Annotated in this window: 21 protein-coding genes; 10 read left to right on the top strand and 11 right to left on the bottom strand. The window is 67.2% G+C overall.

Annotated features, from left to right (window positions below; translation table 11 throughout):
* The first annotated feature begins 61 nt into the window (after window positions 1-61).
* On the top strand, window positions 62-736 hold the full coding sequence (gene purQ, locus FZP69_RS02275) for a phosphoribosylformylglycinamidine synthase I (RefSeq protein ID WP_152039769.1): 675 nt from the start codon (window positions 62-64) through the stop codon (window positions 734-736).
* Window positions 737-1,054: 318 nt separating this feature from the next.
* Here purQ and FZP69_RS02270 read toward each other — a convergent pair whose 3' ends face one another.
* Complete coding sequence (locus FZP69_RS02270) at window positions 1,055-2,125, bottom strand: archaeosine biosynthesis radical SAM protein RaSEA (protein ID WP_152039768.1); 1,071 nt, start codon at window positions 2,123-2,125, stop codon at window positions 1,055-1,057.
* Window positions 2,126-2,234: 109 nt separating this feature from the next.
* Between FZP69_RS02270 and FZP69_RS02265 the strand changes: the two genes are divergently transcribed.
* From FZP69_RS02265 to FZP69_RS02255, 3 genes are all read left to right on the top strand, one after another.
* A complete protein-coding gene (locus FZP69_RS02265; protein ID WP_152039767.1) occupies window positions 2,235-3,323 on the top strand; it encodes a hypothetical protein in 1,089 nt (362 codons plus the stop codon).
* Window positions 3,324-3,391: 68 nt separating this feature from the next.
* Window positions 3,392-3,916 carry a metal-dependent hydrolase gene (locus FZP69_RS02260; RefSeq protein WP_240137429.1) on the top strand — a complete coding sequence of 175 codons (525 nt, stop codon included), beginning with the start codon at window positions 3,392-3,394 and terminating at the stop codon, window positions 3,914-3,916.
* A gap of 82 nt (window positions 3,917-3,998) precedes the next feature.
* Window positions 3,999-4,808 (top strand): hypothetical protein, encoded by an 810-nt coding sequence (locus FZP69_RS02255; RefSeq protein ID WP_152039766.1) that lies wholly within the window; start codon window positions 3,999-4,001, stop codon window positions 4,806-4,808.
* A gap of 139 nt (window positions 4,809-4,947) precedes the next feature.
* On the opposite strand, the gene FZP69_RS02250 is transcribed toward FZP69_RS02255, so the two are convergent.
* The 6 genes from FZP69_RS02250 to FZP69_RS02225 all read right to left on the bottom strand — a co-directional run bounded on the left by FZP69_RS02250 (window position 4,948) and on the right by FZP69_RS02225 (window position 11,281).
* Window positions 4,948-5,520, bottom strand: a complete 573-nt coding sequence (locus tag FZP69_RS02250; RefSeq protein WP_152039765.1) for a DoxX family protein — start codon at window positions 5,518-5,520, stop codon at window positions 4,948-4,950.
* Window positions 5,521-5,727: 207 nt separating this feature from the next.
* Window positions 5,728-6,594, bottom strand: coding sequence for an ABC transporter permease (locus FZP69_RS02245; protein ID WP_240137427.1), 867 nt, complete (start codon window positions 6,592-6,594; stop codon window positions 5,728-5,730).
* Window positions 6,591-7,508 (bottom strand): ABC transporter permease, encoded by a 918-nt coding sequence (locus tag FZP69_RS02240; protein WP_152039764.1) that lies wholly within the window; start codon window positions 7,506-7,508, stop codon window positions 6,591-6,593. Before FZP69_RS02240 ends, FZP69_RS02245 begins: the two co-directional genes overlap by 4 nt.
* Before the next feature lies 1 nt (window position 7,509).
* Window positions 7,510-8,622: an ABC transporter ATP-binding protein gene (locus tag FZP69_RS02235; protein ID WP_152039763.1), complete on the bottom strand. Its 1,113-nt coding sequence runs from the start codon at window positions 8,620-8,622 to the stop codon at window positions 7,510-7,512.
* A 4-nt stretch (window positions 8,623-8,626) separates the two neighbouring features.
* Window positions 8,627-9,751: an ABC transporter substrate-binding protein gene (locus FZP69_RS02230; RefSeq protein WP_152039762.1), complete on the bottom strand. Its 1,125-nt coding sequence runs from the start codon at window positions 9,749-9,751 to the stop codon at window positions 8,627-8,629.
* Window positions 9,752-9,880: 129 nt separating this feature from the next.
* Window positions 9,881-11,281, bottom strand: a complete 1,401-nt coding sequence (locus FZP69_RS02225) for an FAD-binding oxidoreductase (protein WP_152039761.1) — start codon at window positions 11,279-11,281, stop codon at window positions 9,881-9,883.
* Between the two features lie 152 nt (window positions 11,282-11,433).
* On the opposite strand from FZP69_RS02225, the gene FZP69_RS02220 reads away from it, so the two are divergent.
* The 4 genes from FZP69_RS02220 to FZP69_RS02210 all read left to right on the top strand — a co-directional run bounded on the left by FZP69_RS02220 (window position 11,434) and on the right by FZP69_RS02210 (window position 16,591).
* The gene (locus FZP69_RS02220; protein ID WP_152039760.1) at window positions 11,434-12,708 is read left to right on the top strand and encodes a M20/M25/M40 family metallo-hydrolase; all 1,275 of its coding nucleotides are present in this window, start codon (window positions 11,434-11,436) and stop codon (window positions 12,706-12,708) included.
* 284 nt (window positions 12,709-12,992) lie between these two features.
* On the top strand, window positions 12,993-14,927 hold the full coding sequence (locus FZP69_RS02215) for an aldehyde ferredoxin oxidoreductase family protein (protein ID WP_152039759.1): 1,935 nt from the start codon (window positions 12,993-12,995) through the stop codon (window positions 14,925-14,927).
* 585 nt (window positions 14,928-15,512) lie between these two features.
* A complete protein-coding gene (locus FZP69_RS22300) occupies window positions 15,513-15,659 on the top strand; it encodes a hypothetical protein (RefSeq protein ID WP_192918431.1) in 147 nt (48 codons plus the stop codon).
* 263 nt (window positions 15,660-15,922) lie between these two features.
* Window positions 15,923-16,591: a helix-turn-helix domain-containing protein gene (locus tag FZP69_RS02210; RefSeq protein ID WP_152039758.1), complete on the top strand. Its 669-nt coding sequence runs from the start codon at window positions 15,923-15,925 to the stop codon at window positions 16,589-16,591.
* Between the two features lie 75 nt (window positions 16,592-16,666).
* On the opposite strand, the gene FZP69_RS02205 is transcribed toward FZP69_RS02210, so the two are convergent.
* From FZP69_RS02205 to FZP69_RS02195, 3 genes are all read right to left on the bottom strand, one after another.
* Window positions 16,667-17,086, bottom strand: coding sequence for a DoxX family membrane protein (locus FZP69_RS02205; protein ID WP_152039757.1), 420 nt, complete (start codon window positions 17,084-17,086; stop codon window positions 16,667-16,669).
* Between the two features lie 104 nt (window positions 17,087-17,190).
* Window positions 17,191-17,547: a lycopene cyclase domain-containing protein gene (locus FZP69_RS23325; protein WP_321168759.1), complete on the bottom strand. Its 357-nt coding sequence runs from the start codon at window positions 17,545-17,547 to the stop codon at window positions 17,191-17,193.
* 20 nt (window positions 17,548-17,567) lie between these two features.
* The gene (locus tag FZP69_RS02195; RefSeq protein ID WP_152039755.1) at window positions 17,568-18,425 is read right to left on the bottom strand and encodes a UbiA family prenyltransferase; all 858 of its coding nucleotides are present in this window, start codon (window positions 18,423-18,425) and stop codon (window positions 17,568-17,570) included.
* 93 nt (window positions 18,426-18,518) lie between these two features.
* On the opposite strand from FZP69_RS02195, the gene FZP69_RS23185 reads away from it, so the two are divergent.
* Window positions 18,519-18,644: a hypothetical protein gene (locus FZP69_RS23185; RefSeq protein ID WP_275689333.1), complete on the top strand. Its 126-nt coding sequence runs from the start codon at window positions 18,519-18,521 to the stop codon at window positions 18,642-18,644.
* Between the two features lie 96 nt (window positions 18,645-18,740).
* Complete coding sequence (locus tag FZP69_RS02190) at window positions 18,741-19,070, top strand: TFIIB-type zinc ribbon-containing protein (protein WP_152039754.1); 330 nt, start codon at window positions 18,741-18,743, stop codon at window positions 19,068-19,070.
* Between the two features lie 63 nt (window positions 19,071-19,133).
* Here FZP69_RS02190 and FZP69_RS02185 read toward each other — a convergent pair whose 3' ends face one another.
* Window positions 19,134-20,144, bottom strand: a complete 1,011-nt coding sequence (locus FZP69_RS02185) for a hypothetical protein (protein ID WP_152039753.1) — start codon at window positions 20,142-20,144, stop codon at window positions 19,134-19,136.
* Window positions 20,145-20,242: the final 98 nt, after the last annotated feature.

The raw sequence follows: 20,242 nt of genomic DNA, 5'->3' as shown, positions 1-20,242 counted from the left end.
CGCCGGTGACCCTCTCGTCTCCGACACCGACGTTCAGTCGCGGCACCCGGAGGTGCCGCCGGTGACCGTCGCTGTCGTCCAGTTCGGCGGGTCGAACTGCGACCGCGACGCGGTCCAGGCGCTCTCGTACCTCGGGATCGACGCCCGCCGGGTCTGGCACGAGGACGGTCTCCCCGCCGACACGACGGGGATCGTGATCCCCGGCGGGTTCTCCTACGGCGACTACCTCCGTGCGGGGGCGATGGCCGCCCGTGCGCCCGTGATGTCCGAGGTCCGCGAACACGCCGACGCGGGCGTCCCCGTGCTCGGCATCTGCAACGGGGCACAGATCGGCTGCGAGTCGGGGCTCACGGCCGGTGCCTTCACCACGAACCGGAGCGCGCGCTTCCAGTGTGAACACGTCTTCCTCCGGGTCGAACGGGACGACACGCCGTGGACCCGGGCGTACGACGAGGGGGACGTCGTCGAACTCCCCATCGCCCACGGCGAGGGGCGGTTCGAGAGTAGCGAGGAGCGGTACGAACGACTCGAGGCCGAGGACAGAGTGTTGTTCCGTTACTGCGACGCCGAGGGGGCCGTCACCGAGGCGGCGAACCCCAACGGCTCCGTGGGCAACGTGGCGGGGATCGTCGGCGAGCGCGACACCGTGGCGGTGCTGATGCCCCACCCGGAGCGGGCGACGCTGCCGGACCTCGGTCGGACCGACGGGCAGGGTATTCTCCGGGGCTTCGTCTAGAGTTCGATCCAGGTAGGGGTGTCCGTGGCGATCCACCCCTCGGGGTTGCCGTCTTCGCGGATCTCGAGCCAGCCGTCCTTGTAGTGGACCGATTTGAAGTCGTGTTCCGACATGGGTGTGGAATAGCGCCGGGTGCTATCACGAGGAGGGACGATCTCCAGTGACTTTGGTACACGCCGCTTTCCGCCTCGGAAAGCAGAGCCTACACGTCGAAACCAGCGGTTAGGGCGTCCCCGACCACCACATCCGAGTCGGCGGTTCGCGAACCCCTGCGGCGAACGACGGTGAGAGCGGGCTAAATCGGTCGTTTAATCGGGGTTATCGCGTCAGCGGCATCGCGTAGGCCGTCTCCTCGTCGAGGACGGCGCGCCACGTCGCCTCGCACTCGCAGGAGACCTGCTCGAACACCGACGGGTCCTGTCGGAGGTCGAAGTCCTTGATCGCGCGCTGGACGCGGTCGTCGCACTCGCCGCAGTTGTGCGGGCCGCGGTCGGAGCCGTGACCGACGGGATCGGAGACGACGATGGCGTCCGTCTCTGCGGTTCGTTCGAGCACCGCGGCGACCGACCAGAGCCACGGCGGACGGTAGCCACCCCGGAAGAAGAGTTCGTCGACCATCGTGTACCGCTGGACGTTACACGGGTTCATCGAGACGGTGTGAGCGTACTCCGCACACCGCCGGACCGAGGCGACCATGTCCTCGAGCGCCTCGTGCTCTGTGAGGAACGGCGGTTTCATCAGCAGGTACGCCTTGATTCCCGCGCCCGCCGCGTCGGCCTCGGCGCTCGCGGCGACGAACTCGTCGAAGTCGAAGTACTTGTTCACGCAGTCGTGTCGGATCCGGTCCGTGGCGGTCTCCAGTCCGATAGCGACGTCCGTTTCCAGACCGTGATCCGTGAAGTCCGCGAGCTTCTCGCGGGCGACGAAGTCGGGGAGCGACTCGACGACGATCCGTTCGCGGTCGGCGAACGTCTCGGCGACGGCCGCGCGCGTCTCGGCGGGCACCTCGCGCTCGTCGAGGAACGACCCCGAGGTGTAGATCTTGATCAGCGGGGCGGGGTCGTCCGCGTGCTCAGCCTCGTGGTCGAGACACACCCGTACCTGGTCCATCAGTGCCTCGTGGGGGACGGTGCCGCCCTCGACCGACTCGGCGACGTAGCCGCACATCGTACAGCCGCCGGCGCGCGCCCAGCGACAGCCACCGGTGTTGAGGATGATCGTGAGCGATCGACGGACGCCGTCGGGCGTGTTGTCCTCGTCGAGCCACACCCGCGTCGGCTCGTGGGGGTCGTACGTCTCGTCTTTTTCCGAGCGGATGTCGCGCATCACCTGATTGTGCGCGTCCATGCCGCGACCCCGTTCGTACACCTCGGGCGTCGGCTTGCTCATTGGGTTCCGTATCCGGTCGCCGGGGAAAACGGCTTCGTCTCGACGGACCGCGGGGCGGACGGGCACGGCGGAGGAACACTCTCTTGCCTGCCGCCGCCTGATGGATGTCATGGCTCTTCCACGCCGTGGACTCCTCGCGCTCGTCGCGACCGGACTGGCGGGGTGTGGCGGGTTCGCGGGTGGGGGTGGGGGTGAGGGTGAACCCGACGGAGACGGCAACCAGGTCGCCCGCCGGACGACCACACGGCGGACGAACGCCCCCGCGACGCCGACGGGTCCGCCGGTGTCGCCACAGTCTATCTCGATCGGCAACACCCACGCGACGACCGAGTTCGTCACCGTCGCGGTCGAGTTCGCGGGCGAGACCGTCTTCGTCGAGAGCCGAGAGCTCGTCTCCGGCGAGCGACACACGCTCGAGGACGTCCTCGCGACGGGCGGGACGTACGACGTGGTCGTCGAAACCGCCGACGGTGACCGGACGACGTACCGCTGGGACGTGATCGCGGAACTCGACGGACTCGCGGTGACGCTCGCCGACGGGATCGACGTCGTGCGGACGGTCCGATGTGAGCCCGGCGTCGACTGTGCGGTCGAGGCGGGCGGCGACCGCCTCGACGCCCCGCTCGTCGGCGACGGCACCGGTCGGTGGTACGCGCCGGCCCAGGTCGTGCTCACGAACCCGGGGCCGCCGACGGAAGCGACACTGGCGGTCTCGCTGTTCGGTCGAACCCTCCTCGACGTCCGCTACCGGATCGAGCGGGAGACGCAGATCGTCGTCCCGCTCACGTACCGGAGCGGGACGTACCGCGTCGTGGTCGAGACGCCGGACGGGCGCGTCGACGACGACTGGCACGTCCCCGAAGAGCCCTCGCAGGTGGTCGATGTCTCGACGCTCGACGTCGGCTGCGGCCCGGCGAACACGGCGATGCGTGTCGAGAACCGCGACGACGCGACGCACGTCGTCGACGTCGGCGTCGAACGGAACGGCGTCGAACGGTTCGCCGGGCGCTACGCCCTCGATCCGGGCGAACGCCGAGAGGTCGTCCCGGTGTCCGACTCGGGACGGTACGTCGTCCGTCTGCGCGTCGACGGAGGAGCCGAGGAGACGCGGACGTGGTGGTCCTGCCCGCCGCAGGGGCCGGTGACCGTCACCGTCGACGGGACGGGCGGCGTGGCGTTCGGGCGGCCGGGGCGCTGAGCGGCCGTCGTCGGGTCGATACCCCGAACCGGAGCGTTTACGAACGGCGGAACGAAATACCGACCACAGTGTTCCCGCTCGGTCACGCGCTGCTCGGCTACCTCCTCTACGTCGTGTTCGCCCGGGCGATCCCGGGCCGCTATCCACACGGGGTGAGGCTCGGTGCCCTCCTCCTGGGAACGCAGTTCCCCGACCTCGTCGACAAACCGCTCGCGTTCGCCGGGGTCCTGGTCAGCGGCCGCTCCCTCGCCCACTCGCTGGTGTTCACGGTGGGGCTGCTCGCCGTGCTCTGGTACGTTGCGCGCCGCTCCCGCCGTTCGCATCTCGCGGTCGCGTTCGGCTTCGGCCACGTCTCGCACATCGTCGGCGACGCGATCGGCCCGATCGTCACCGGCCGGTTCGGGGAACTCGGGTTCCTGCTGTGGCCCGTCGTCCCGGCACGGGAGTACGTGAACGACGACGTCGCGCCCTGGGTGCGGGTCGTCCGCTACTACGCCTCGCCGGAACTCACCCCCGAACTGTTGCTGGTGCCGCTCGCCGTCGCGGTGTTCGTCATCGTGGAGTTCAGACGGCGACAGGTGCTCTCCCGCTGACGACGGGACCGAAGCGGGAGGCGGTGTGATCTGGCGACGCACAGACCGACGCGCGTTTGACGTTCGCACCCCAACCGCGACTGTGTCGCTCCACCGTCGCACCGTCCTCGGTACCGTCGTCCTCCTCTTGCTCACCGGATGTGGATCCCGTTCGGACGAGCCCGCGACGACCGCGTCGGCCACGACGCGTCAGCCGGCGGCGGGCCCCGACGGTGCGGCGACGACGACCGGCAGGACCGCCGGAGGCGACGCGACGGAGCGCACTGACGAGCGAGGAACCTCGTCGGATCGCCGGAGCGGCACCCTGACCGTGGTGAACGACGCCGCCACCGACCGGTACGTGACGGTGGCGGTCGACGACGGGGACGACACGCTCCTCGTCGAGAGCCGGACCGTCCGTCAGGGGACGGCGGTCGAACTCGACGGTCGGATCCCGACCGGCGACTACCGGGTCGTGGTCGAGACCGCGTCGGGCATCCGCGACCAGTTCGACTGGACCGTGACGCCGTCGCTCTCGACGCTCCGCGTGCGGGTGAACACCGGCGTCGGGTTCTCGCGGCCCGCGCTGTGCGACCCCGACTGTGCGCTCGCCGTCCGGGGAACGTCGAGCGGCTACCCCGACGGCGGGTTCGATCCCCGTGGACGGCGTGCCGGCTCCGAACTGAGAGTCTACAACCCCGGCGACCGCGAGGAGCGCGTCCGAATCCGTGTCGCCGACGGAACGGTACTCGACTACCGATACCGGGTGCCACCGTCGGTGCTGCTCACCGTTCCAGTGCCACAGCGGTCCGGCGAGACCGCGGTCCGAATCGACGTCGCGGCGGGGCGCGTACGGGCGTTCGACTGGGCGATGGAGGCCGATCCGGTGCGGTACGTGCTGCTCGACGGGTGAGTCGGTCCAACGCCTCGCAGGACGCCCACGGGGTGCGGCCGCGGGACCGTCCGGAGACCGGTCCGACTCGTGGGCCGTCTCGACCGGACGGCCGGTCACCGCCGGCCGTCCACCGGATACACTGACTCCGTCGCCCGTCTCACCCGAGCAACAGCCGGAGCCAGCGGTTGTTCTCGACGATCGAGAGCTTCTCCAGCCGGGCGTCGAGGCCGAGGATACGGCCCGCACCGAACGCGCCGAGGCCGAACAGCAAGAACGCGTAGACGAGGTGGTCGTCGACGACCCAGCCGTGTTCGAGCGGAAGCCCCGCGAAGAGGCCGCCCTGCAGCGCCGCGAGCCAGTAGAACAGCATCATGACCGCCCCCCAGAACGCGCTCCAGCGGACGAACGCCCCGAGGATGAGTGCCAGTCCGGTGAGGGTGAGCCCCCACATGTTCAGGATGTCGATGAGAGGGTTCCCGGCCATGGCGGCGAACACGCCCGCCAGTGGGTTGCCCGCGGGGATCGCGTTGGCCAGATACCCCGCCGCAGTCCAGTTGTTGCCGGGATCCGCGTCCAGATACGTTACCAGCTTCGTGACACCGCCCTGGAACAACACCCAGCCCATCGTCACCCGCATGAAGAACAGGGAGTAGCCGACCCAGCTCTCCGAGTAGTCGAACGCGAAGTCGCGGCCGAGGATCTCGGCGTGGAGCGTGTTTTGTGTGGACATTCCACAGGCCCGTACGATCGTCGACGTTACGAAACCAGACCATGAACTATCATGCAGTTCAAATAGTCAGGGCGGACGGCGGTTCGATCGGCTCCGGGCGAAGAGCTGGCACACGAGGGCCGACGGCGAGAGGGTGACGCGACGTCCGAGGGGTGACGAGTCACCGAACGAGGATCGCTCGTCGACGGGACGTCCCCTCGCGACCGGCTACTTCCGCGCGAGCAGGTCGACGCGCGTGAGCGAGACGGCCACGAGGACGAGCGTGACGGCGACGACGAGGAACACGACCGAGATGACGTTCACCTCGGGGGTGACGTTGTAGCGGATCTGGTTCCAGATGTACACTGGCAGGGTGGTCGTCGCGGAGTCCTTCACGAAGTAGGTGAAGACGAACTCGTTGAACGAGAGCGTGAAGGCGAGGAGGCCACCGGCGACGATGCCGGGGAAGACGTTGGGGAGCGTCACCTGCCGGAACGTCTGGAGTTCGTCCGCCCCCAGATCCTTCGAGGCCTCTTCCAGTTGGCGGTCGAAGGTGAGGAACGTCGGGATGATGACGAGCGTCGCGAAGGGGATCGTGCGGACGACGTGGGCGAGGACCACGGCGGGGTAGCCGCTGATGACGATGAGCGGCCGGATCAACCCGAAGAACAGCACCAGCGCGATGCCGGTGACGACCAGCGGGACGACGATGGGGAGCGTCGCCAGGAGCTGGAGCGTGGTCCGCCCAGGGAAGACGTAGCGGTCGACGGCGTAGGCGATGAGCGTCGCCAGCACCACGGTGATGAACGTCGTGGGGATCGACACCTGGAGCGTGGTGACGATGGCGTCGATGGCGGTGTCGTTGCCGAGGAACACGCTGTACCACCGGAGGGTGAGCTCCTTCGGGGGGAACGACAGCACCCCGCCCTCGGCGAACGACATGAAGACCAGCACGGCGATGGGCACCCAGAGGAACCCGAAGACTGCGACCATCGCGAGACGGGCGAGCGACCCGCCGTGGTTCTGGACGAGACGTTCGACGGCTGCGACGGGACCCGACGACGACAGCGAGTCGGAGGCGGTGGGAGAGCTCACGAGCGTTCACCCTCCCGTCCGCCGAAGAGGTTGCCGCCGCCGCGCGCCCCGAGGACGAGCAGGACGACGACGACGACGGAGATGACGATGCCGATGGCGGCACCGAACGGCCAGTTGAACGCCGACTTGAACTGGTTCTCGATCACCATCCCGATCATGATGTTGTTCGTCCCGCCGAGCAGTCGCGGCGTGATGAACGAGCCGAACGTCGGGATGAAGACGAGGATCACGCCGGTGACGACGCCGTTCTTCGTCATCGGCAGCGTCACCGTGAAGAACGTCTTGATCGGTCCCGCGCCGAGGTCCTTCGCGGCCTCGATGAGGTCGGCGTCCATGTTCGTGAGCGAGGCGTAGAAGGGTAACACCGCGAGGGGGAGCCACACGTACGTGAAGCCGATCATGACCGCCGGCTGGGTGTAGAGTAGTCCAACCTGCGGGAGGCTGAACAGCTGGAGCGTCGAGTCGAGCACGCCCCCGCTCTGGAGGATGTTGATCCACGCGTACATCCGGATGATGTACGAGGTCCAGAAGGGGAGGATCACCAAGAGGAGGAGCAGGGTGGTCCGCCGGGAGAAGCGGACGATGCTGTACGCGAGCGTGTAGCCGACGACGGTCACGAGCACCGTCACCTGGACCGTCACGACGAACGTCCGCCACACCACCGTCAGGTACGTCTGCGACCCGAGGAAGTCCGTGTAGTTCGACAGCGTCCACGCGCCACCGATCTGCCCCTCCTGGAAGGAGATGACGAACATCGCCAGGAGCGGGAGCGTGAAGAAGGCGATCAACACGCCGTACGGCGGGCCGGCGATAGCGAGCTTCTTCAGCCGTGGGCGCTCGCGGAAGAAGTCGACCAGATCCGTCAGGCGGGTCGACGCCCCGCTCGGGGTTCGGGTCTCGGTCTCGGTGCCCATCTCACGTCGCCTCCGGGGGGCGTTCGGTCTCGGTCTTGGTCTCGTCGCCAGCGGCGAACAGGTAGACGTCGGAGCCGTCCCACGCGACCGACACCGCGTCGCCGACGTCGAACGTCGAGCCACGGACGTCGGCGACGACGTCGCCCCAGCGGTCGGTCGCCACGGTGTACACCGTGTCCGACCCCTGGTAACTCCGCGTTCGGACGGTGCCCGACGCGGTGAACGTCCCGCCGGCGTCGGGGTCGGGAGTGGCGTCCAGATCGACGTCGTGTGGCCGGACGCAGACGTGGATCCGGTCGCCGGTGTCGAAACCGTTGCGTCCGGGGAGCGCACACTCGAGCCCGCCGGTCTCGACGGTGAGCGTGTCGTCGTCGGTGGAGACGACCTGCGCCTCCAGCGTGTTGACGTCGCCGATGAAGTCCGCGACGAACTGCGACTCGGGCTCCTCGTAGAGGGATTCGACGGAGCCGACCTGTTCGACGAGGCCGTCGTTGAGGACGACCAGCCTGTCGGAGACGGAGAGCGCGACCTCCTGGTCGTGGGTGACGTAGAGGAACGTGATCCCCGTCTCCGCCTGGATGCGCTGGAGTTCGGTCTGCATGTGCTGGCGCAGTTTGCGGTCCAGACTCGACAGCGGCTCGTCGAACAGCACGAGCGCGGGCTCGTTCACCAGCGCCCGGGCGAGGGCGACGCGCTGTTGCTCCCCGCCCGAGAGCTCCGACGGGTCGCGCGGGCCGTACCCCGGGAGCCGAACCATCTCCAGCATCTCCTCGGTACGGCGCTCGCGCTCGTCTTTCGGAACCCCGCGCTGTTTGAGGCCGTACTCGATGTTGTCCGCGACGCTCAGGTGGGGGAAGAGCGCGAGGTTCTGGAACACCATGTTGATGTCGCGCTCGAACGGGGGCGTCCCGACGATGTCCTCGCCGGCGAGGACGATCTCGCCCTCGGTCGGCGTCTCGAACCCCGCGACCATGCGGAGGATGGTCGACTTGCCGCTCCCCGAGGGGCCGAGGATGGAGACGAACTCGCCGTCCTCGACGTCGAACGCCGCGTCGTCGACCGCCGTGAGATCCCCGAACCGCTTCGTGAGGCTGCGAACGCTGAGGAGTGACATGGGCCTACGCCGCCTTGACGGCGGTCCAGATCTCGTCGTACGTCGAGCGGACGTCGTCCGAGAGCGTCTCGGAGAAGACGAGGTTCCACTCCGAGGGCCACGTCGTGAACTCGCGGTCCTGCTCGGAGAGTTCGCTCTGGATGTCGACGCCGGGCTTGTACCCCATCGTCTCGAACAGCTGTGCGGCGTTCGGCTTCTCCGAGGCCCAGTTGGTGAACAGCAGGCTCGTGATCGGGTTCGGTGCCCCCTTCGGGATGACGAACAGGTCGGAGGTGAACATCGCCCCTTCCTCCGGGGCCGTGTAGTTCACCGGTGCGCCCTCGCTGAACCGGGCCGTGTAGGTCCGTCCCATCGTGAGCGGGCCGGCGACGACGTCCTCGTTGACGAACAGCTGCATCCCCTGCTCGTAGTCGCCCCAGTAGGTCCGCAGGAGGGGTTTCTGCTGTTTGAGCACCTCCTCGATCTCGTCGTAGTCGGAGGGCTCGATGGGGTCCTGCCCGGTGTACATCGCCGCGATCTGACACGAGACCGTCGAGTTGTCCCACATCATGATCTCACCCTCCAGCGACTCGTCCCAGAGGACGCCCCACGAGTCGGGTGCAGAGTCGAAGTGGTCCGTGTTGTACGTCAGGGGGTAGAGCACGAGGCTCTCGGGGACGGCGTACGTCGCGCCGTCCTGCTGGTAGGAGGAGGCCTGTTTGATGTTCTCCGTGACGTTCTCCCACGCGGGCATGATGTCGACGGGCAGTTCGTGGAGGAAATCGTTGTTGATCGAGCGTTCGACCCAGTTGGTGGTCGCGGCGATGTTGTCGATATCGGTGTTGCCGGCCTGCAGTCGCGAGTACCACTGGTCGGGCGAGGAGTAGCCCTCGTTCGTCACCTCGACGTCGTACTCGTTGCCGAACTCCTCCATGGCCCACTCGGCCCACGAGTCGTACCAGTTCATCATGTTGAGGTTCGAGGAGTAGTCCTCGGGGGGCCACTCGGTGATGTCCATCGGCACCCGGTCGTCGCTGCCACCGCCGCCCCCGCCGCCTCCGCCGAGACAGCCGGCGACCGTGCCGGCGGCCAGCGCGGCACCCGTGGTCTTCAGCACTTCTCGTCGTCCGAACGATCGCTTCCGTGCCATAGCGGGGGCTTGGACTCCGGGTATTTAGTGATATCTGTTATCTCTCCTCGATGGAGTGAAAATAAATACCATATTAACACGAATAGCGAGCAATAGGAGACAATACTGTACACTGATGTGCAATGATCGTCACCGACCGTCGGCCACGTCCGGGAGAATCTTGCCGGGATTCAGGATCCCGTCGGGGTCGAGTGCGTCTTTGATCGCCCGCATCGCACGGACGCCGCTCTCGCCGTGTTCGTCCAGCATGAACTTGCGCTTGCCGCGACCGACGCCGTGTTCGCCGGTGGCGGTGCCGCCCATCCGAACCGCCTCGCGGACGATCGTCTCGTACGTCTCGACGCCGCGGGCCCACTCCTCCTCGTCGGCGGGGTCGGCGAAGACGTCGAAGTGGATGTTGCCGTCGCCGGCGTGTCCGAAGCAGGGGATGGGGAGGTCGCGCTCGTCGGAGAGGGCGTGGATGTACTCGACGAGGTCGGGGTACCGGGAGAGGGGGACCGCGAGATCGCCGGGGGCGGTGGATTCCCGATCGGAGTAGTACGCCCGCGTCGCGTCGGCGAGTTCGCGGCGGGCCTCCCAGAGGTCGTCCTGTGCGGAGCCGTCGCCGAACTCGACGTCGAGGGGGTCGTACCGGTCGAGGATCGTTCGACAGAAGTCGATCTCCTCGTCGACGCCGTGGTTGGCGTGGAACTCGAGGAACGCCATCGGCTTCTCCGGGAGCGTGCCGTCGAGGTAGGCGTTGGCCATCGCGGCGGCGAGGGAGTCGATGAGTTCGAGCGCGGCCACGTCGACGCCCGAACGGACGATGTCGGCGGCCGCCGTCGCCGCGGTCTCGAACGAGTCGAAGACGACCCGACCGGCGCGCTGCTGTTCGGGTCGTCCCGCGAGCGCCAGCGTGGCGCGCGTCACCACGGCGAGCGTCCCCTCGCTCCCGACGATCAGGTCGCGGAGGTTGTAGCCGGAGGAGGTCTTCGTCGCGCGCGTCCCGACCTCGACGACGGAGCCGTCGGCGAGGACCACCTCTAACTCCATCACCCAGTCGCCCACCTTGCCGTACTTCACCGTCTGTTTCCCCGAGGCGTTCGTCGCGAGCATTCCCCCGATCGTGGCGATGTCGCCCGAGGTGGGGAGCGGCGGGAAGAACAGCCCGTACCGCTCCAGCGCCTCGTTGATCTCGCTCCCGAGCAGTCCAGGCTCGACGTCGATCTGGCGGTCCTCGGGCCGGATCTCGAGGACCGAGTCCATCCGCGTCATGTCGAGGCTGACGCCGCCGTGGACGGGAACCGCGTTGCCCTCGAGACCCGTCGCGGCGGCGAACGGCGTGACGGGCACGCCGTGTTCGGTCGCCGCCGCGAGGACCGCCGAGACGTCGCCCGTCGACTCGGGCCAGACGACGACGTCCGGTGCGACCGCCTCGCGGGGAGCCGTGGCCCAGTCCCGCGAGTGGTCGTCACGGTCGGCCTCGGTCGTCGAGTACTGGTCGTCACGCAGGTCGAGCGCCGCGAGGAGCTCGGGTGAAGGCGTCGACATCTGTCTACCGGAGGTTGGAAACGTGTAGCAAAAGCGTGTCGGGTGCCGGTGTCGGTCGGGCGGAGCGAACGGACGACGCGGCGCGGCCCGGCCGACCGATGCACCACACCGGTGACGACAACGCTTTGTAGCCCATCCTCGCACCACGACCAATGGCCTTCCGCGCGTACGACGACGACCTCAGACGGTTCACGGAGGAGTTCATCCGGTTCGACACCACGGGCGGGAACGAGGCCGCGGCCCAGGAGTGGTTCCAGTCACGCCTCGCCGACCTGGGCTTCGAGACCTACCGCTGGGAGGCCGACGCCGAGCGCCTCGCCACCCACCCCTCCTTCCCCGACGACCCCGCAGAGATCGAGACGACGGACCGGCCGAGCGTCGCGGGCGTGCTGGAGTTCGGCGACCCCGACGCCGGACCGACGCTCGTCCTGAACGGCCACGCCGACGTCGTCCCCGCCGACGAGGGCGTGTGGAGCGCCGACCCGTTCGAGCCGACCTGGAGCGAGTCGGGAGCAGAACTCACCGCCCGTGGCGCGGTCGACATGAAGACCGGGGTCGGCGTCTGCGTCTTCGCCGCGCTCGCGGTCACCGACGCGGTCGCGGAGAGCGAGACGGCTGTGGACGGCCGACTCGTCGTCGAGTGCGTCGCCGGCGAGGAGGAGGGGGGGATCGGTGCCGCCGCGGCCGCCCTCGACTCACCGTACCCCTTCGAGCGCGACGCCGCGATCGTCGCCGAACCGACCGAACTCGCGCCCGTGATCGCCACCGAGGGCTGTCTGATGAAGCGGCTCGAACTGACCGGCCGGTCGGCACACGCGGCGAGACGGTGGCGCGGTGTCGACGTCCTCGACCTGTTCGAGACGATCCGCGACCGTTTCCTCGCGCTCGAAACCGAACGTGGCGAGCGGCTCGATCACCCCCGCTACGAGCGGTTCGACGTCCCCCTGCCGCTCACGATCGGCGTCGTCGAGGCGGGGTCGTGGGCGTCGACCGTTCCGGCCGCCCTGATCGCGGAGTGCCGGTTCGGCGTCGCGCCGGGCGAGTCGGTCGACGCGGTCGAAGCCGAGTACGAGGCCGCCCTCCGGGAGGTCGTCGAGGCCGACGAGTGGCTGTCGGCCCACCCGCCGCGGTTCGAGCGGTTCTCGATCCAGTTCGAACCGGCCGAGACCGATCCGGACGCGGCGGTGGTCGGCGCGGTGCAGTCGGCGATGCGGGCGCACGGCCTCGACGCGACCGATCCGCTCGGCGAGACGTACGGCGCGGACAACCGCCACTACGTCGCCGCCGGGATCCCCACGGTCGTCTTCGGCCCGGGGACGATCGACCAGGCACACTTCCCCGACGAGACGCTCGTCTGGGAGGACGCGCTCGTGGCCGGCGAGGTCGTCGTCGACGCCGCGATCGGATACCTGTCGAGCGGGGCGTAGCTCTGTCGGACGGAGACGCCGGGAGCGGGGGAGCCGAACACGGGGACCGAGCCGGCAGACGCAAACACTTCGAACGACGGACCGACGCGTCCCTCCCGCACCGACCCGTACCGGGCCGTCCGCGCGGGTGTCCGGGGACGCCGGTCGAGCGATCACGTATCGAACTGGGACGGGAGTGATGCATGGAGATGCGAGTCGACGACCAGCGCGTAACCAGATTCAATTACGTGCCATCGGTAACACATAACCGAACTGCGTTCTAACATAATGATGGACATTAAATTATGACAGAACTGGGTGGCTTTCAGGACCGTGTGGCTCGCGTCGACCTGTCGTCGGGCGACGTGAACTACGAGAGTATCGACGACGAGGACGCGAAGAAGTACATCGGGGCGCGTGGGCTGGGCGTCAAGTACGTCTTCGACCAGGGGCCGGACGTCGACCCGATGAGTCCGGAGAACCTGCTGGCGTTCATGAACGGGCCGCTCACGGGCACGCAAGTGACGATGAGCGGACGGATCGCCGTCTGCACGAAGTCGCCGCTGACGGGCACCGTGACGGACTCCCACCACGGCGGCTGGTCGGGGGCTCGGCTCAAGTGGTCGGGCTTCGACGGCCTCCTCTTCGAGGGGAAAGCCGACAGCCCCGTCTACGCCTACGTCGAGGATGGGGAGGTCGAACTCCGCGACGCCTCCCACGTCTGGGGCAAGGGCGTCCACGAGACGAGGGAGATCATCAACGACGAGATCGAGGGCGACTACGGCAAGAACCTCTCGATCATGACGATCGGGCAGGGCGGCGAGAACGAGGTGAAGTACGCCTGTATCGTCAACGAGGACGACCGCGCCTCGGGCCGCGGTGGCACCGGCTGTGTCATGGGCTCGAAGAATCTCAAGGCGGTCGTCGTCAAGTCCGGCACCAAGATGCCCAAACCCAAAGACCCCGAGACGTTCAAGAAGGGGTTCCAGCAGGCGATGTCGGCGATCCGAGAGTCCGACGTCACCGCCCCGAACGAGGGCGGCCTCTCGGTGTACGGGACGAACGTCCTCATGAACATCACGGAGGAGATGGACGGCCACCCGACGAAGAACGGCCGGTACACCTCCTCGCACTCGATGAACGACGCGGAGGGGACGGATCTCGACGCCGAGAAGATCAGTGGGGAGAACGTCCGCGAGAACATCCTCGTCGACGAGCCGACGTGTCACTCCTGCCCGGTGGCCTGCAAGAAGGAGGTCGAGGTGACTGCGACGGTCAAGGGCGAGGAGATGAACGTCCGGATGGAGTCGTTCGAGTACGAGTCCGCCTGGGCGCTGGGGACGAACTCCGCCAACGACGACCGCGACAAGATCGCGATCATGATCGACGTCTGCAACGACGTCGGTATCGACACGATCGAGGCGGGGAACATGCTCGCGATGGGCATGGAGATGACCGAGAAGGGCTACCTCGACGAGATCGGCGAGGGCATCGACTGGGGCGACGCCGACGAGATGATCTCGATGCTCCGGCGTATCGGCGACCGTGACGGCCCGCTGGCCGACGCGCTCGCGGAGGGTGCCGCCGGTGCCGCCGACGAGTTCGACGCCCACGACTGCCGGCTCGACGTCAAGAACGAGACCATCCCGGCGTACGACCCCCGCTGCATGAAGGGCATGGGCATCGCCTACGCCACGTCCAACCGGGGCGCCTGCCACCTGCGCGGCTACACGCCCGCCGCCGAGATCCTCGGGATTCCCGAGAAGGTCGACCCCTACGAGTGGGAGGGCAAGGGTGAGCTGACCGCGACGTTCCAGGACCTCCACGCCATCTCCGACTCGTTCGACATCTGCAAGTTCAACGCCTTCGCCGAGGGCATCGAGGAGTACGTCCTGCAGTACAACGGCATGACCGGCCTCGACGTCACCGAGGACGAGCTGATGGAGGCCGGCGAGCGCGTCTACAACCTCGAGCGCTACTTCAACAACCTCGCCGGCTTCGACGGCGCCGACGACTCCCTGCCCGCCCGCTTCCTGCCGGGCGACGAGGGGATCGCCGGCCAGGGCGCGAGCGAGGGCGAGTTCTGTGAACTCGAGGAGATGAAAGAGGAGTACTACGCCCACCGCGGCTGGGTCGACGGCGTCGTGCCCGACGAGAAACTCGACGACCTCGGCATCGACGTCGGTCCCGGCACCGGCGTCTCCTCCGGCAGCGGTGCCGGCACGCCCGCCGACGACTGAGCAGGTTCGACCGACCGACTCACCGATTTTTTTCGACGACCACCGCCACCCGAGCCCGTGGCTCCGTCAGTCCGGTCGCTCGAAACTCGGATCATCCGACGCCACTGGTCTGCTGGATTCGGCGGGTGCGTTCAGCAGGCGGTCGCTGCGCGGTAACTCAGTAGTACGGTGGCTGTAGAGGATAGCGAGAACAGAGCGGCCCGTCGGAGGCGAGAGGAGGGTTCGAAACCCTCCGTGTCCGGTTGCGTCGTTCTGACCGTCCCAGCGGGTCCACAGCACGTCTCGGCGGGCGTGTGAGCGGATCCTCTTCGAACGCGACTACAGTGAGACACCGGCGCGGAACGAGGACGGATCGGCATCAGAGATCTCTCGCGACGTTCCCCGCGACGAGAGCCGTCCCGTGTCTCTCATCGCGTCCCCCCACATCGTCGCTCTCATTGCGTCCCCCCACATCGTTGCTCTCATTGCGTCCCCCCGAGCGGCGTGCGGAAGACGGCAGGGATCCGAACGCTTCGGGACACGATATAAATGGATTATACCGTTAAGCAAGACGCCAATGGGGTCACGGTCCCTCTCTTCGTGTGTATGCCACGAACCCGTGCCAACGACCGAGTCAGCGCGACCGAATCGAAGTTCTACCACCCCGCCGCGGCCAACCCGTCGTTCGCAGCCAGCCGGTTGAAGCGCCTCTGGGCGGCGCTGTTCAGCCACGGCGTCGAGACGCCGAGATAGCTGCAAACGAACCCGTCGAATCGGTCTACTCTGAGGTAGAACGTCTTACTCCCTGGTCGGAGCTTCCGGGCGCGGCGCACCGGAGCAGTACGTATCTGGACAGTCTCTTCCCGTCCAGAAATCGTCTCCAACCGACCCAGTTAAGCTACCACACGGCCACCGCTACATCCGAAGGCAAGCAGTACAGTGGAGACTCTCAGAACGCATCTCACGGACAGTTGGTCGTAGATCTGACACACTGAAACCGACGCCACGACAGCACAATGGCCGATATCAAAGCGGTCGTCCGAATCGAGCATCCCGATATAGTGCTCACGAAGACGGTCGCTCACGACCGGAGTTCGAGGGTCAGGTCGGTGTCAGAGGCAGGAACCGATCCGACATCGGGGAAGTTCTTCTACCATATAGAGTCGTCCGACTTCCGCCGGTTCGAAGGCGGGTTACGAACCGACCACACGATCGGCGAATTCGAACGAGTGACCGAGACTGGAGACGGGAAGGCGATCTACAGCTTCGAGTATACGGACGAAGCGAAGATCCTCTCTCCAGTCATTTCGACCGCGAACGGTGTTATACTCGATATGGAAAACGAAGGAGACACGTGGATCATAACGGTGTGGATGTCCGAGCGAGCGGATCTGGTTCATCTCTGGGACTACGCAGAACAGAACGACATCGAGATCGAGTTACTGCGCGTGAACGAGTACGCTAGTCTGGGAGAGACGGACGCTGGCCTGACCGAGAGCCAACGAGAAGCGCTCCTCGTCGCGTTCGAAGCGGGATACTTCGAGGAACCACGGAACGCGACCCTCAGCGAGGTCGCCGCCGAGCTGGATATCTCTCAACCTGCAGCCAGTGGTCTCCTTCGGCGCGGAATCAAGCGACTCATCGTCTCGTCCATGATGGACGACAGCGAAAGTCCGGAGAGCTGAGTTTCGTGCAGGTTCAGGCGTACTGTAATCCGTGTGGTTCCGCCGGGAGTCGCGGGTCGGTCGTGGAGACGCGGATCACTCCCCGTCGACCCCCGCCGCCCGGATCGTGACGCTCGCGGCGAGCGCGACGAGACCGACGTCCCGGACGAGCACGTCGACGAACGCGCCGCCGGTGAGCACGGCGGCGACCGCGAGGTAGCAGACGGTTGCGACCAGCGAGACAGTCACGAACGCGGCGGCGACGGTCGTGTATCGGTCCACGAGGAGCGCGAGGGCGACCGGCGGTTCCAGCACCCCGTTGAGCAGCATGAACGCCACGGGCGTCATCGGGAGCAGGCGGTCGAGCGGGGGAACGACGTACACCGCCCACGCCTCGGGCGCGACCAGTTTGTGGAGGCCGGCGAGGAGGATGACGACGCCGAGGCCGACGCGCGAGAGCGGGTCGACGAACCGCTCGGCACGAGCGACGGTCCTGACTGCGGCTGTCCGGTCCATACGACAGGTAGCGATCCGTGGAAGGAAAGCATCACCGTCCGGGCTGTCGGTACGGACCGAAAGCTCGCACGCCCGACCACTGGGTCGCGGTCCCGGTCACGTCGTCACGACGGCTCCTCGCCGTCGTCTCCAGCCAGCCGCCGGAGCGACTCGTGGGTGCCGACGACCATCGCCGGCACCACGAGCATGAACAGGTGCTCCTCGATCGGGATACCCAGCAGATCGACACCCGTGCGGAGCGGGATGGCGAACACGCCGACCTCCAGGGTGTACCAGTCCCACAGGTACGCGAAGGGGTAGAGGACGAGCGTCGTCCGGGCGGCCGCGCGGAACGCGTCGGCGTACCAGAGCAACACGAGTGCGACGGTTCCCCAGAGGAGTTCGGTCGCCAGATACGTGTACGGGCCGAGGACGCCGATGTCGGGCACGGCGATCGGGATCGTCCCCGAGAGCGCAGTCACGGGCGGTATCATGAGCGGGATCACGAGAGGGGGCGGAACCAGACGGCGATCACGAGCAGTGCCAGGAAGACGTACGACGCCCTGATCAGGAGCATCGTGGCGAGGCGGTCGTCCTCGCCGGTCCGGCGCGCGACGGCAGCGATCACGCCGAACGCCACGACCGCACCGACCGACGACGGGGGAAAGACGCCGCCGGCCACGAGGGCGACGACGCCCGCGAGACCGACGGCCATCACCCCGTACGCCGTCCGACGCGCACGACGCCGGCCGAGGACGACCGCGACGGTGCGCTTGTCGATGGTCCGGTCGTACGCGTAGTCGGTCGCGTCGTCGACGATCTTGATGCCGGCGAGGATGACGACGAAGACGGCGGCGAACGCGATGACGGTCACCGAGAACGTCTCCGCCTGGACGTAGTGGCCGCCGAGGAGCGCGAAGCCGATCCCGAGCGGGTAGCCGACGGTCGCCGTCACCGGATTGGTGTCGAGCTGTGGCGCGTGGAGATAGCCGACGAGCCATCCGGGGAGACAGAGCAGCGCCGCGACGCCGTCGACGAGGACGCCGAGCGCGACCGTGCCGACGGCGAATCCGGCCGTCGCGAGACCGAGCGCGAGGCGACAGCCGCGCGCGGTGAGCGGATGGTCGTCGTCCTCGCCCCGCCGGTGAAAGTCGACGTAGCCGTCTTTCACGTGGGCCGTGTACAGCGCACAGAAGACGACGAACAGGTGGACCGCGACGAGGGTGCTCGTGACGCGCTGGGCGAGCACCGCCCCAAACGCCGAGGCGGCCAGCGGCGGCAGCATGAAGACGGGGTGAACCTGTGAGGACAGCGCGGCCAGGACCGGAGCGACCCCCGTGCCGTGTCGTGCGACGGACATATTCGTGGTACGAAAACACACACCATAGTCGTTTGGCAGGTGGCCGTGCCGACAGCCATCGTTATGTTACTGCACTCATAACGTTACGGCGAGATGACGGCCGAATCGAACGGACGGGCCGACACGATCGGCAGCCACGTCGAGCGCGCGCTCAGAGAGACCGAAGATCCCGAAGTTCGGTACCACCTCCGACAGGCGCTCCAGTTCCTTGAGGAGTGACGGCCGGTCGACCGTCGGACGGTGCGGGACGACGGCGCGGATGCGATCGGGACACCGGGGCCGACAGTATATGTGGTCGTGCGTCCAACGGGTGGCATGGACTGCCCCGAATGTGGATCGCCGCTCGTGACGTACCGTCTCGGCGACCGGGAGGCGCCCGTCTGTGAAGAGTGCGGACACGTCGGGATCGAGGCCGAACACCGGGGGAAACGAGAACGCGTCGAGTCGTGGTCGGACGCGCTCCGACGGTTCTACGGGACGACGGACGGGGACGAGACGCTGACGATCCCGGTGTACTCGAGTGAACGAGCCGACAGTTCCTCGCGGCTGCGTGCCGAATCGTGGGCGGACGCGCTCCGGCGGTTCTACGAGGAACCGCCGTCGGAGACCGGAGGAGCGAGCGACGGCTCCGACGGATCGGCGTAGCGCGGCCGCTCGGCTCGGGGCTGGCGCGTGGACACGGGAAAAGAATCGATCGGGAACCGTCGCTCAGTCTTCGGCGACGACCGCTTCCTGTTCCTGTTCTTCCTCGGAGCGTGCGGCGACGAGCGAGCCGCGGGCGACGCTGTAGAGCGGCTCCGCGGGCGTCCGGACGTCGCTGATCGAGAACGGGATCGGTGCGTCGTCGAGGTGGTCCTCGAACAGCTTCTCGAACCCATCCGGGGACGAGGTGCCGCCGGTGACGACGACGGGGACGTCGAGTCCCTCCTCGACGTCCTCCTCGTCGACCTCCCGCGTGATGTTCTGGATGACGTAGTCCAGCAGGTTCTCGTAGTAGATCGCGAGGGCGCCCTCGACGCCGCCGACGTCGGTCGTGAAGTCCAGCTCGAAGCCGTCCTCCTTGATCGACGTGACCTTGTCGACGGGCGTGCCGGTCGCGTTGGCCGCCTGTTCGTCGATCCAGTCGCCGCCGCGGGCGATGGAGAACTTCATGACGGGCACCGCGTAGTACGCCAGGCAGACGTTCGTCATGCCCGCGCCGAACGAGACGCCGAGGCCGGTGAAGTTGTGATCCGCGAGTTCCGAGTAGATGACCGCCATCCCCTCGTTGATCGGTTCGGGGTCGTAGCCGATGTCGCCGAGCATCGACTCGAGCGTCTTCTCGTGGTACAGCGTGTTGAGCTTCGAGTCGATGGGGTCCGCGGGCGACGAGAAGAACAGCCGCTCTCCCGGCCGCGACGGCTCGCCGACGACCTGTTCGGTGATGAGCTTGATCATCGGGATCGCCGACGACTCGTCCGACGAGAGGATGCCCTGGCTCATCGGTCGTCGCGTCTCGCGGTTGAAGATGTTCGCGAAGTTCAGTGCGTCGTCACCGACGACGTACACCTGGTCGCCCTTGCGGATGTGGAGCACGTCGCTCCGCGAGAGCATCTGATCCGCCATGTCACTGTACTCGATCTCCACGAAGGAGTTCCGCTGCTGAACGAAGACGGTCTCGGAGTCGTCCTGCTGACCCGAGATGATGTTCATCGTGCCGACGTCGAGGCCCTTTGCCATGCTCCAACCGATTCGATTATCGGTGATAAATCGTTCTGCCCGAGTATCAGTGATGAAAACACTAGCACATGTACCGTGTATAACGGGCATAAAAGGTA

This window comes from Salinigranum salinum (assembly GCF_009176545.1).
In the GTDB taxonomy this organism is placed as follows: Archaea; Halobacteriota; Halobacteria; order Halobacteriales; family Haloferacaceae; genus Salinigranum; species Salinigranum salinum.
Note: the sequence above shows the minus strand (reverse complement) of the source record. Positions and strands in the feature narration are given on the sequence as shown.